A 12,563-nucleotide genomic window follows, 5' to 3' on the forward strand; every position below is an offset into this window, starting at 1 on the left:
AACGGCCCTACGGCAACTTCGGCTCGACGAGTTCAGCGATTCTCAGCGCAGGCGTACACGGATCGTTCGACGTGGCCGTGTTCAGGACGACTTCGACCCGCGAGGACGAAGTGACGCCGAGGTAAATGCCGCAACTACCGGTTGCGTCCAACAATTGCCTCGCTTGGTGCTGCCCGACGGTGATGTCCTTGATCTCGCCACCGTTCGGCAGCAAGGCGGAAAGTCCCACATTCGCCCGGATGCCCACCGAGAGGCTGGCTCGATCGGGTGTGAATGCGCAGCCTCGCGAGGAGCCGATCTTCTCCGGCTTGGGTTCTTCCTTGAGAGGACCGACTACCCGCTCCGCTTCGCTTCTGCTGAGGAGGCTGCACGGGTCGGTGTCGGCCAGCGAACCGCTTGCCTTGGTCGAGGTCGACGAACTGGTCGAACTGCCGGTGTCCTTGCTGGAAGTAGAGCCGCCGGTGTCCGGTGCCGGCTTTGCATCACCGGAGGTGGATGCGGTGCACGCGGTCATGACGACCAGAGCGGCGGCAGCGAGGCTGGTCAGGACGATTCGAGAGTTCACGAGTCCGTATCCCTGGTCGGTCAGGCTGAGAGAGTGGGGCCACCGGGCATGGCGAAGCGCTGTTCGTTGTCCTGTTCGGTTGTCTGGTAGACGGCCATCGCCTGCTCCACGTCCGAGCGCATCTGCACCAGCTTCTCCTTGAGCTCTTGCGCGGCGGTGATGAAGCCCTGCACCGGGTCGGTGGCGATGGTCGCCAAGTAGGGCTTGTAGACCTGCGCCGCCGGGGTCGTACCCAGGGGTGGTTCCTGGCCGATGATGTGCGATTGTCGAAGAGCCCGCGTGACTCCATCGAGCATCTTGTCGATGGCCTTGATCAGCGCCTGGCCGCCGTGTTCGTTGACGCCGACACCACCGGCGACCAAGGTCGAGAAACTGGCTGCCGCATCGCTGATGCCCCGCAGCCCGGCGAAGAGCGCATCCGACATCCCTGATCCCTCTCTACGCTGCGTTGTCCAACGGTAACAAGTAGTCGCCATCCGCGTCCCCGGATCCTTCCGACCCACCCCTACCGCCGGTGTCTCCGTTACCGGTGCCGGTCGACTATCCGGTTCAGGTGCCGTTCGAGCGCGGCCTGGTCGGCGGGCGTGTACGTGGCCGCGAGTTGCCCGTCCGGAGCGGTGGTGGGGATGACCGCATAGCGGCCGGCATCGGTGTCCAGGTAGTTGACCGTCCCCAACTGCGTGTCCCGGCCGTTGCGGCCGCGCGCCGAGACGAGGAAGTACCCAGCACCCAGGCGTGGACGGCGCAGGACCTCCTCGGCTGCGGCCCGCTGCCCGGCCGGCGAGGAACCGGTGGCCTTCACCCGAGTGCGGAAGGTCATCTCGGAGAAGTCCTCCTCCACTCGCCGTCGCGCGGGTGTCGAGGTGTCGGTGACTGTGACCGAGGCGCCTGGACCAGGTCGCATCGGGGGCAGCAGGCGCAGCAGACCGGGCACGATCGCGTCGGGCCCGCACGGCCGGAACACGACCGTCTCGACCTGCTGCTCGGCGACCACTCCCGTGCGGCCATCGGTCACGGCGAGCGCCGTGGGCTGGGACTCGCCCGCGGTGCCGACCAACGCGATCGTCAGGTGCCCGCGGGTGAACACGTGCAACGCCTCCACCAACTCCGGCACGAACCGGCCGTTTCGGACCAGGGTGCGCGCGACCAGGTCCTGGTGCACGGCTTCGACCAGCCGGAGCCGGTCCTCCCTGGTCGCGCCGAGGTGCGGGATCGAGAAGGGGAACCGTCGCACATCGGTACCCAAGGCCTCACCGAGCACATCCAGCGCCGCGAAGGAACAGACGATCTCCCCCTGCACCCGTGACCCACTCCTCGTCGGTTGCGGCGGCCCTCCACCGCGCGCGTCCGGGCGACATACTGTCAGTCATGAGTCATCGGCGGAGCGTCACGGGGGACTTTCCCCCGAAAAGCGCATCCACCCGCTGCGGAGGGCGGTTAGCGCAGAGGAGCGCCCAGTTCGGTGAGCATGGTCTCGACGGTGCGGACGAAACTGCCGAACCCGCTGGTCACCGCGAGGTCGTGGGCGATCCGGGCGTGGCGCAGCGCGTCGGTCTTGCGGCCGTCGTGGGCCATCGCCCGAACCAGGTGGACGTGCGACCGCACCACTCCGTACCGGTAGTCGCACGCCGTGGCCAGCTCCAACGCCCGGACGTGCGCGGCCACCGCCCGCCCCGGCTTGCCCAGGTGCCGCAGGACCAGCCCCAGCGCGTTGTGCACCTCGGACTCGATCCGCGGACTGCCGCCCAGCTCCTGGACCAGCGCCAACGCCCGCTGCGCCGTCCGCAGCGCCTCGGCGTGCTCGCCCGCCAGGCACAACGCCGTGGCCAGGTGCGCCATCCCCTCCGCGCGGGCGTGGCGGACCCCGGTCCGGTACCAGTTGGCCAGGGCGTGCCTGATCAGGCCCACCGCCTGCGCGTAGTCGCCGCTCACCGTGTGGCAGCGGCCCAGCAGGGAGGCGCACGCGGCTTCCAGGTTCTCCCCGTCGGCCGTCCTGGCGAGCTCCAGCCCCTCGGACAGGAGGGTGACCGCTTGCGGCACCTCGCCCTTCATCATGTGCAACGCGCCCAGCCCGGCCAGGGCGGCGATCCGGACGTGCGGGACGTCCGGGAGGGCCGCGCTGAGGTCCATCAGCCGGGTGAAGGACGCGGTGGCGGCCGGGAAGTCGCCCAGCTCCAGGTTCACCACGCCGTCCAGGCCCGAGTGCAGCCACAGCGTCCGGCCGGACGGCGACGCCTCGCGCAGGAACCGCTGGGCGCCGCGCAGGTCGCCGAGGTTGCGGTGCTCGGCGGCGAGCCACACCAGCATGGACGTCTCGGCGTCGTGGTCGCCGGCCTTGCGCGCCGCGCCCAGCGCCGCGTCGATGGCGTGCACGAACTCGACGTGGTGCCCGTGGGAGCCGAAGTAGCCGCTGACGGCGTCGATGAGCCGCCACGACAGCGGCAGCGGGCCGTGGACCGCGCAGTGCTCGGTGGCGGCCAGGACGCTCGGGCGTTCCGCGGTCAGCCACGCCCGCGCGGCGTCGGCGGTCATGGTCGGAGGACCGGCCGCGGGGGACAGGCTCAGCTCCGGGTACAGGACGTTGCCGACCTCCACCGCCGTGCGCAGGTACCAGTCGAACAGCCGGCGGCGGGCCGCGGCGCAGTCGTCGCCCTCGAACTCGGCGCGGTCGGCGGCGTAGTCGTGCAGCAGGTCGTGCAGGACGAACCGGTCCGCCCCGACCCGCTGCACCAGGTGCGCCGACGCGAGCTCCCCCAGCAGCCGCGCGGCTTCCTCCACCGGGGCGTCCAGCAGCGCCGCCGCGCCCGCCGCGCTGAAGTCCGGACCGGGCACCAGGCCGGCCAGCCGGAACAGCCGGGCCGCGTCCTCGGGCAGGGCCGCGTAGGACAGGTCGAACGCCCGGCGGATGGCGGCGGTGTCGTCGTTGTCCACGGCCAGCGCCGCCAGCCGGTCACCGCCGCGCAGCTCGTCCACATAGGACTCGATGTCCAGGTGGGCCGACCCGATCAGGTTGCCCAGCGCGATGCGCAGCGCCAGCGGCAGGTAGCCGCACAGCCTCGCCAGCTCGGCGATCGCGTCGAACTGCGCCACCGCCGCCTCCGGCCCCAGCGACCGGGCCAGCAGCTTCCACGCCTCGTCACCGCGCAGCACGTCCAGCCGCACCAGCGTGGCCCGCAGCGGTTTGCGCAGCTCGTTGCGGCTGGTGATGACGACCGAGCACCCCGGCTCACCGGGCAGCAGCGGCACCACCTGCTCCGCCGAGGCCGCGTTGTCCAGCGTGATCAGCACCCGCCGGCCGCGCAGCCGCGCCCGGTAGCCCCGGACCAGGTCCTCCTCGTCGACCGGGATGTGGTCGGCCCGCACCCCCATCGCGCGCAGGAACCGGGCCAGCACCGCCGACGTGGTCAGCGGCGCGGACGTCGAGTGCCCGCGCAGGTTCACGTACAGCTGCCCGTCGGGGTACCGGTCGCGCACGGCGTGCCCCACGGCCGTCGCGAACGCCGTCTTGCCCACCCCCGGCGGACCGCACACCACGACGGTCGCCGCCGCCCGCGTCAGCAACGCCGTCACCCGGGCCAGCTCGGCGGCCCGTCCCACGAAGTTCCCGACCGGCGCGGGCAGCTGCGACACCGGCGCCCACGTGTCCGCGGCCGGCTGGTGCAGCGACGGGTCCCCGGTGAGGATCGCGTGGTGCACCGCGCGCAGCCGGTCGCTGGGGTCCACGCCCAGCTCGCGCGCCAGCGCCGTCGACGCCTGCCGGTAGGCGTCCAGCGCGTCGGCCTGGCGGTCCGCCCGGTACAGCGCGACCATCAGCTGCGACCAGAACCGCTCCCGCAGCGGGTGCTGCGCGGTCAGCCGCCGCAGGTCCGCGATCACCTCGTCGCACCGGCCCAGCCGCAGCTTCACGTCGATCAGCTCGGAGGTCACCCGCAGCCGCTGCTCGGTCAGGTTCGGCACCTCGGTCTCGTGCAGCGACTCCGACGGCACGTCCGCCAGCGCCGACCCGCGCCAGTGCCCCAGCGCCTGCTCGTAGACCGCCCGCGCGCCTTCGAAGTCCCGCACCGCCGCCAGCGCCGCGCCCTTCTCGGCCAGGTCGGCGAACCGGTGCAGGTCCAGCGCGTCGCGCGGCAGGTCGATGCGGTAGCCGGTGGGGGTGGTGTGGATCAGCGGCGGGTCGCCCAGCGCGCGGCGCAGCCGCATCACGTACACGGGCAGGGTCTGGGCGGCGCGGTCGGGCGTCAGCTCGCCCCACACGCGGCGGATCAGGTCGCTCGCGGGCACCGAGCGGTTCGCGCCGAGCAGCAGGGTCGCCAGGACGATCCGGTGCTTCGCGGCGGTGATCGGGACGACCCGGCCGCCCCGGCGGACCACGAGCGGTCCCAGCACCCCGAACTCGTCCTGCGACAGGGTCACATCACCTCCGCTCCCGGTAGAGACCTTGACATGCTGGTACTCCGGCACACCCCGGAGTACCACCGGATGGACCCGAACAGCCGGCTCGCCGCCGTTCGGCCCCGAAGCGCTACAGCCGGCCCACTTCGGTGATCCGCAGCGCGGCGGTCCCGGCCTCGTCGGACTCGGCGAGGTCGACCTCGGCGGTGAAGCCCCAGTCGTGGTCCTCCGCGGGGTCGTCGAAGATCTGGCGGACCGTCCAGCGGTGCGGCTCCTCGGTGATCACCAGCAGCTGCGGTCCGCGCGCGTCCGGGCCGGTGCCGATCTCGTCGTGCTCCTCGAAGTACGGGTCCAGCGCTTCCTGCCAGTCCTCGGCGGTCCAGCCGGAGTCGCCGTCGAGCTGGCCGAGCTCGTAGTAGTTGCGCCGGGCGGCCAGCTCGACGCGGCGGAACAGCGCGTTGCGCACCAGCACCCGGAACGCGCGCAGGTTGCGCGTGACCGCCGGCGGCGCCTCGTCCACGACGGTGTCGTCGGCGGGGTTGCGCAGCTTCTCCCACTCGTCGATCAGGCTGGAGTCGACCTGGCGGACCAGCTCGCCCAGCCACTCCTCCAGGTCCGACAGCTCCTCGGTCTTGGCGTCACCGGGCACGGTCTGGCGCAGCGCCTTGTAGGCGTCGGCCAGGTACCGCAGCACCAGGCCCTCGGAGCGGGCGAGCTGGTAGTAGGACACGTACTCGGCGAAGGTCATGGCCCGCTCGAACATGTCCCGCACCACCGACTTGGGCGACAGGTGGTGGTCGGCCACCCACGGGTGCCCGCGCCGGTAGGTGGTGAACGCCGCCTCCAGCAGCTCCGCGAGCGGCTTGGGGTAGGTGACGTCCTCCAGCAGCTCCATGCGCTGGTCGTACTCGATGCCCTCGGACTTCATCGCCCCGATGGCCTCGCCGCGCGCCTTGTGCTCCTGCGCGGACAGCACCTGGCGCGGGTCGTCCAAAGTGGACTCGATGACGGACAGCACGTCCAGCGCGTAGGAGGGGGACTCCTTGTCCAGCAGCTCGATCGCGGCCAGCGCGAACGGCGACAGCGGCTGGTTGAGCGCGAAGTTGACCTGGAGGTCCACGGTGAGCCGGATGTGGTCGCCGTCCCGCTCCACCACGCCCGCCGCCAGCAGCGCCCGGTACATCGAGATCGCGCGCAGGATGTGCTTGCGCTGCGCCGGCCGGTCCGCGTGGTTGTCCTCGAGCAGGTGGCGCATGGCGGCGAACGTGTCGCCGGGGCGGCCGATCACGTTGAGCAGCATCGCGTGGCTGACCTGGAAGCTGGAGGTCAGCGGCTCGGGTTCGGCGTTCTTCAGCCGCTCGAAGGTCTGGTCGCTCCACGACACGAACCCCTCGGGCGCCTTCTTGCGCACCACCTTGCGCCGCTTCTTGGGGTCGTCACCGGCCTTGGCCAGCGCTTTCTCGTTCTCCACGACGTGGTCGGGCGCCTGGACGACGACCGTGCCGACGGTGTCGTAGCCGGCGCGGCCCGCGCGTCCCGCGATCTGGTGGAACTCGCGCGCCTTGAGGTGCCGGGTCCGGGTGCCGTCGTACTTGGACAGCGCGGTGAAGACGACCGTGCGGATCGGGACGTTGATGCCCACGCCGAGCGTGTCCGTGCCGCAGATGACCTTGAGCAGACCGGCCTGCGCGAGCTGCTCCACCAGCCGGCGGTACTTGGGCAGCATGCCCGCGTGGTGCACGCCGATGCCGTGCCGGACCAGCCGCGAGAGCGTCTTGCCGAACCCGGAGGTGAACCGGAACCGGCCGATCATCGCGGCGATGGCGTCCTTCTCGGCGCGGGTGGCGACGTTGACGCTCATCAGGGCCTGCGCGCGTTCGAGGGCGGAGGCCTGGGTGAAGTGGACGACGTAGATCGGGGCCTCGCGGCCGTGCAGGAGCTCCTCGATCGTCTCGTGCAGCGGGGTGAGGACGTACTGGAAGTTCAGCGGGACCGGGCGCTGCGCGGAGCGGACCGTCGTGGTCGGCCGGCCGGTGCGGCGCGTGAGGTCCTTCTCGAAGAAGGTGACGTCGCCGAGGGTCGCCGACATCAGCAGGAACTGGGCCTGGGGCAGCTCGATCAGCGGCACCTGCCACGCCCAGCCGCGGTCGGGCTCGGAGTAGAAGTGGAACTCGTCCATGACCACCTGGCCGACGTCGGCCGCCGTGCCGTCGCGCAGGGCGATGTTGGCCAGGATCTCCGCGGTGCAGCAGATGATCGGGGCGGACTCGTTGACGCTGGCGTCGCCGGTCATCATGCCGACGTTCTCGGCGCCGAACGTGTCGATCAGGGCGAAGAACTTCTCGGAGACGAGCGCCTTGATCGGGGCGGTGTAGTAGGTCCGCTTGCCCTCGGCGAGGGCGGCGAAGTGCGCGCCGATCGCGACCAGGCTCTTGCCCGAGCCGGTGGGCGTGCTGAGGATGACGTTCGACCCGGAGACGATCTCGATGAGCGCTTCCTGCTGCGCGGGGTACAGCTCGAGCCCCCGCTGCTGGGCCCACTCGGCGAAGGTGTCGTAGAGGAGGTCGGCGTCGGGGGTGGGCGGCAGCAGGTCGGTGAGAGTCATCGCAGGCAGATCATAGTGGGTAACCCCTCACTCCCCCCGATCCAGCCACACCCGCAGGGACCACCAGCGACGCAGTCCGGCGAGGACCGAGGGCGGGGTGTCGTCCCACGGCCGCCCGGTGAGTTCCGCCAGGCGATCCAGGCGGTACCGGACGGTGTTCGGGTGGACGTGCAGTGCGGCGGCGGCGTGACCCAGGCGTTGGCCTTGGTCCAGGTGGACCAGCGCGGTCGCGACCAGTTCGCGGTGGAAGTCGTCGGTGTGGTCCAGGCCGGTCAGGGTGTCGGCCAGGAGGTCGGCCAGCACGGGTTGCGCGTGCAGGGCGATCTCGCCGGCCAGGTCGGTCAGGGGGTGCAGGCCGTCGCCGGTCGCCAGGCGGGCCGCGGCGACGCACAGCGGGTGGATGTCGTGCACCTGGTCCAGCGGCGCGGCGGGCGCCGCGATCAGCAAGACCCCCGGCACGGGGGTGGGCAGACGGGCCGCCAAGCCCGACAGCCGGCCCTCCACCAGGCCGAACACCCCGCCACCGGCCCGCAGGTGTTGTTCCAACACCCGTGCCCGGCCGGGATCGCTGACGTCCGAGACCAGGCAGTGGTACCGGTGGCCGAGGGTCAGGCCGGCGCGGCGCAGTTCGCCGGGGGTGGGGGTGTCGCCGTGCAGGAGGAGGCGGCGCAGGAGGTGGGTGTCGGCGTCCCGGGTCGTGCGGGACAGTTCCAGCTCGGCCGTGTGGTAGCCGTTGACCACGTGCCGTTCCAGCGCACCCGTGTAGCGGTCCATGTCCAGGACCGCTTCCAGGATCGCCTCGGGACGCACACCCGCCTCCTGACCACGTGCGATGGCGATCTTCATCGCCTCCGCCCGACCCGCCTGAACACCCCGCAGCAGGCCGTCGATCGAGATCCCTTGCGCCGCCCGATCGGCACCCAAGGCTTCGGCGGCGGCGAAGTGGCGCTCGTCGGGCTCACCCGCCCGCTCGAAGAAGTCCAGCGCGGCGGCCAACAGGACCTGGACGTGCCGGCGGGTCTCGGCCTCCGGCAACGCCGCCACGTCCGCCGCGCTGCGCCGGGCCACCCGGACCAGCTCCTCGACGACACGGCCGTCCGTCGCCATCTCCCGGAACACCCGCCGAACCAGGTCGTCGCGCACCTCGCCCCCCTCGATGTCGTGGCCCTGGGTTGTGGGTTGTGGCACTGGCACAACGAGCTTGCGGGTCGTTGGGCGCGCTCCCCTACCGCCGGAACGCCGAAACCCGCTTGTCTGGTCGCCACACCTCTTCAGAGCCGAAAGGGTGTCCCGTGCGACCACTCCGAACGGCGGCCCTGTTCGCCGCGTGCGCCCTGCTCGCGACCTCCACGCCGGCCACCGCCCAACCACCCCTGCGCCAGGTGCTGTTCGTCGGCAACAACTGGGACGGCACCGCCGACGTCCTCGCGGCAAGCGGCGACTTCGCCAAGATCGCCCGCGTGAACGTCGTCCCCGACAAGGACGAACGGCTGCGGGAGATCTACCTCAACCCCGTGAAGCTGGCGTTCTTCCTCGGCATCCGCAACGGCCCCGGCGAGGGGCACGACCAGTTCGTCGACGACATGTACACCACCCCTGACGGCACCGCCGTGGTGGCGTCCCGGCCGAGCTTCGCCGACGTGGTGTCGATCGACCTGGCCACCGGCCGGATCCGGTGGCGGTTCCCGGTGTCGGGCTTCCGCTCCGACCACATGACCGTCTCCCCGGACGGGACGCGGGTCGCGGTGTCGGCGTCCACCTCGAACACCGTGCACGTCCTGGACATCACCACGGGTCGCGAGGTCGGCAAGTTCTCGACGGGCGACAAGCCGCACGAGAACGTCTTCACCAATGGCGGCACAAGGCTGTGGAACATGTCGATCGGCGAGGTGAACACCGACCTCGACGCACCCTGGCTGGACTTCACCAAGGGCGACCGCCTCATCACCGTCGTCGACGCCACCACGTTCCAACAGGTGAAGGTGATCGACATGCGGCAACGCCTGGACGCCTTCGGCCGCTCCGACCTGTCCGACGCGGTGCGCCCGGTGGCGTTCACGCCGGACGAATCCACGCTGTACTTCCAGGTGTCGTTCTTCAACGGCTTCCTGGAGTACGACGTCACCACCGACCGCATCACCCGCGCCAAGACCCTGCCCAAAAACCCGACCACCAGCGAAGACCGCACCACCTGGGTCAACGACTCACGCCACCACGGCATGTCCATGAACCCCACCGGCACCAAACTGTGCATCGCCGGAACCATGGACGACTACGCCACGGTGATCGACCGAACCACCTTGACCGAAGGCCCGCTGATCACGGCGTCCAAGCCGTACTGGGCAACGATCAGCGGCGACGGCAAGTCGTGCGTGATCTCCGAAAGCGGCGCGGACCAGGTAACTGCAATCGACTTCGCAACCGGCCAAAAGCTCACCTCCATCCCAGTAGGCGACCACCCCCAACGCGTCCGCCTAGGCCACGTCCCCGCAACCTGGACCGGCCCGACAACCAACTGAGACAACGGCCCTCCGGCGAGCACGCAGTCCACCCGCCTTGCCGGGTTGCAGTCCCCGGCGAAGCCAGCGAGTCGGCAGTCCACCCGCTTTGCCGGGTGGCAGTCCACCGGTGAGGACACAACTCAACTTGGGCTTCTTGCTTTTGTCATCTCCGTATGGCCTGCCCGAAGGGCTACCGCATTTTCCAGGGGTTGCAGCCGAAAGTTTTGCGAGGAACGAGCAAAAGTTTTAGCGGCAACCCCTGGAAAATGTGGTAGGCTCCGCCAGGCCATACGGAGATGGCAAAAGCAAGAAGCCCCCGCCGTTGCAGTTGAGTCATCTTTGGTGGCCTGCCCGCCGGCGAGGCTCTTTTAATCTTTGAACCGGAACGCTTCGCTCTCAAGCCGAACGCGCTGCGCGCTCTCAAGATCAAAAGCGGCGCTCGCCGCGCGGCAGGCCGCCAGCGGGGGGTGAAGGGCGTCGGTTCCCCCGCCGTATGGCCTGGCGGAGCCAACCACATTTTCCAGGGGTTGCCGCTAAAACTTTTGCTCGTTCCTCGCAAAACTTTCGGCTGCAACCCCTGGAAAATGTGGTAGCCCTTCGGGCAGGCCATACGGCGGGGGAACCGAGGCCCTCCACCTGTGGTTGGGACCACTGCACACCGCGCTGCGCGCGGCGAAAAGCGAAAGCACGCGCTGCGCGTGGCCCAGGTGCGCCGTGCTGCGCCTGGTGGCGGGGGCTGGAAGGGTGAGGGGTAGCGGGACGGCTGGGGGTGGTCCCTGGCCGGGGTGTCGGGTGAGCGTTGTTGCACAAAGCTGGTCACAACGGGTGGTTGGCAATTACGGTGTTGACCGTGTCCGAACCGGTAGCCATGCACATGAGTGACGGCCTGCTCAACGCGCCGACGTCGCTGCTGTTCGTCGCGGTCGCCGTGGTGGGGGTGGGGGTTGCCCTTGCCAAGGCCAGAGGGGACCTGGACGACCGCACCGCGCCGATGGCGGGTCTGGTGGCGGCGTTCGTGTTCGCCACCCAGATGCTGAACTTCCCCGTGCTGCCCGGTGTCAGCGGGCACCTGTTGGGGGGTGCGCTGGCGGCGATCCTGGTTGGGCCGTGGGTTGGCGCGTTGTGCGTGACGATCGTGTTGGTTGTGCAGTCGCTGTTCTTTGCCGACGGCGGGGTGACCGCGTTGGGGGCGAACGTCACCAACATGGCGCTGATCGGCACCGCGGTCGGCTACCTGACCGCCGTGGCCCTGCGTGGTCTGGCCAAGCGCGGCAAGGGTGGGTTGGCGTTGGTCGCCTTTCTGTCCGCGCTGGTCAACACCGTGTTGGCGAGCTTCGGGTTCGTCCTCGAGTACGCGATCGGTGGCGCGGGCGGGGTGTCGTTCGGGGCTGTTGCCACCGCTGTGCTGGGTGTGCACGTGCTGATCGGCATCGGTGAGGGTGTGATCACGGCCGTCACGGTGACCGCCGTCGCCGCCGCTCGTCCCGACCTGGTGTACCTGCTGCGCGGCGTGCCGCAGAAGCTGGAGCTGAAGGCGTGAAGCGGTTCTTCGTCTGGTTCGCCGTGGTGAGCCTGGTGCTCGCGGGCGTGGTGTCCTACTTCGCCAGTTCCGACCCGGACGGGCTGGACTTCGTCACCGAGGAGCACGGCATCGCCGAGCACGCCCAGGACCACCCGCTGGCGGGCGGGCCGTTCGCGGACTACGCGGTGGGTGGCGACGACCGGCTCACCGGCCTGGCGGGCGTGGTCGGCGTGGTGCTCACGCTGGTCGTCGCGGGTGGGCTGTTCTGGTTGCTGCGCAAGCGTTCCCCGTCCAAGTGAGTGCCGGCCGAGTGCGCGCCTGCGAAGTGGAGGGGGAGACGTGAACGGGGTTCTGCACCGCCCGGGTGACTCGCCGGTGCACCGCCTGCCGCCGCAGGTGAAGATCGTTGCCGCGGTGGTGGCGGTGTTGTGCGTCGTCGCGACCCCGCGCGGGGCGTTCGCGGCGTTCGGGGTCTACCTGCTGGCGATCACGGCTGTGTGGTTCGTCGCCCGCATCCCGCCGAGCTGGTTCGCGTCCCGGGCGCTGATCGAGTTGCCGTTCGTGGTGCTGGCGTTCGCGCTGCCGTTCACCGGGCACGCGCCCTACACGACGGTTCTGGGCGTCGAGGTGTCGGTGGAAGGGGCTCTGGCCGGCTGGAACATCCTCGCCAAGGGCACCCTGGGCGTCCTGGTCTCCCTGACCCTGGCCGCCACCACCGCCCCGCAGGACCTGTTGCTGGGCCTGCAACGCCTGCGCCTGCCCTCGGTCCTGGTCACGATCGCCACGCTGATGCTGCGCTACGCCGAGGTCGTGGTGGCCGAGGCCAAGCGGATGCGCGTGGCCCGCATCTCCCGCGGTGACGACCCGCGCTTCCTGTGGCAGCTCGGAGCCACCGCGCGGGGCGTGGGCAGCCTGTTCATCCGGTCCTACGAGCGCGGCGAGCGCGTCCACCTGGCCATGGTGTCGCGCGGCTGGTCG

General features: G+C 70.4%; 9 protein-coding genes and 1 pseudogene. 4 read left to right on the forward strand and 6 right to left on the reverse strand.

The genetic code is table 11. From position 1 onward, the window contains the following. Positions 1 to 7: 7 nt before the first annotated feature. From DFJ66_RS35130 to DFJ66_RS35155, 6 genes are all read right to left on the reverse strand, one after another. The gene (locus DFJ66_RS35130) at positions 8 to 565 is read right to left on the reverse strand and encodes a DUF3558 family protein (protein WP_121227817.1); all 558 of its coding nucleotides are present in this window, start codon (positions 563 to 565) and stop codon (positions 8 to 10) included. Between the two features lie 20 nt (positions 566 to 585). After that, positions 586 to 990, reverse strand: coding sequence for a hypothetical protein (locus tag DFJ66_RS35135; protein WP_121227819.1), 405 nt, complete (start codon positions 988 to 990; stop codon positions 586 to 588). Between the two features lie 98 nt (positions 991 to 1,088). Then, the gene (locus tag DFJ66_RS35140) at positions 1,089 to 1,865 is read right to left on the reverse strand and encodes an ESX secretion-associated protein EspG (RefSeq protein WP_281276662.1); all 777 of its coding nucleotides are present in this window, start codon (positions 1,863 to 1,865) and stop codon (positions 1,089 to 1,091) included. Between the two features lie 137 nt (positions 1,866 to 2,002). Then, a complete protein-coding gene (locus DFJ66_RS35145; RefSeq protein WP_121227823.1) occupies positions 2,003 to 4,978 on the reverse strand; it encodes an AfsR/SARP family transcriptional regulator in 2,976 nt (991 codons plus the stop codon). A 109-nt stretch (positions 4,979 to 5,087) separates the two neighbouring features. Next, positions 5,088 to 7,562: a DEAD/DEAH box helicase gene (locus DFJ66_RS35150; protein ID WP_121227825.1), complete on the reverse strand. Its 2,475-nt coding sequence runs from the start codon at positions 7,560 to 7,562 to the stop codon at positions 5,088 to 5,090. 27 nt (positions 7,563 to 7,589) lie between these two features. After that, positions 7,590 to 8,705: an RsbRD N-terminal domain-containing protein gene (locus DFJ66_RS35155; RefSeq protein ID WP_246030027.1), complete on the reverse strand. Its 1,116-nt coding sequence runs from the start codon at positions 8,703 to 8,705 to the stop codon at positions 7,590 to 7,592. A 149-nt stretch (positions 8,706 to 8,854) separates the two neighbouring features. Here DFJ66_RS35155 and DFJ66_RS35160 point away from each other — a divergent pair, with 149 nt between their 5' ends. The 4 genes and pseudogenes from DFJ66_RS35160 to cbiQ all read left to right on the forward strand — a co-directional run. Then, positions 8,855 to 10,081, forward strand: coding sequence for a YncE family protein (locus DFJ66_RS35160; RefSeq protein WP_121227828.1), 1,227 nt, complete (start codon positions 8,855 to 8,857; stop codon positions 10,079 to 10,081). Between the two features lie 832 nt (positions 10,082 to 10,913). Beyond that, positions 10,914 to 11,603, forward strand: coding sequence for an energy-coupling factor ABC transporter permease (locus tag DFJ66_RS35165; protein ID WP_121232202.1), 690 nt, complete (start codon positions 10,914 to 10,916; stop codon positions 11,601 to 11,603). Then, positions 11,600 to 11,884 carry a PDGLE domain-containing protein gene (locus DFJ66_RS35170; protein ID WP_121227830.1) on the forward strand — a complete coding sequence of 95 codons (285 nt, stop codon included), beginning with the start codon at positions 11,600 to 11,602 and terminating at the stop codon, positions 11,882 to 11,884. Before DFJ66_RS35165 ends, DFJ66_RS35170 begins: the two co-directional genes overlap by 4 nt. A 76-nt stretch (positions 11,885 to 11,960) precedes the next feature. After that, positions 11,961 to 12,554 (forward strand): annotated as a pseudogene (gene cbiQ, locus DFJ66_RS43670) (cobalt ECF transporter T component CbiQ); the annotation flags it as partial. Between the last annotated feature and the right edge of the window lie 9 nt (positions 12,555 to 12,563).

The organism is Saccharothrix variisporea (assembly GCF_003634995.1).
Lineage (GTDB): Bacteria > Actinomycetota > Actinomycetes > Mycobacteriales > Pseudonocardiaceae > Actinosynnema > Actinosynnema variisporeum.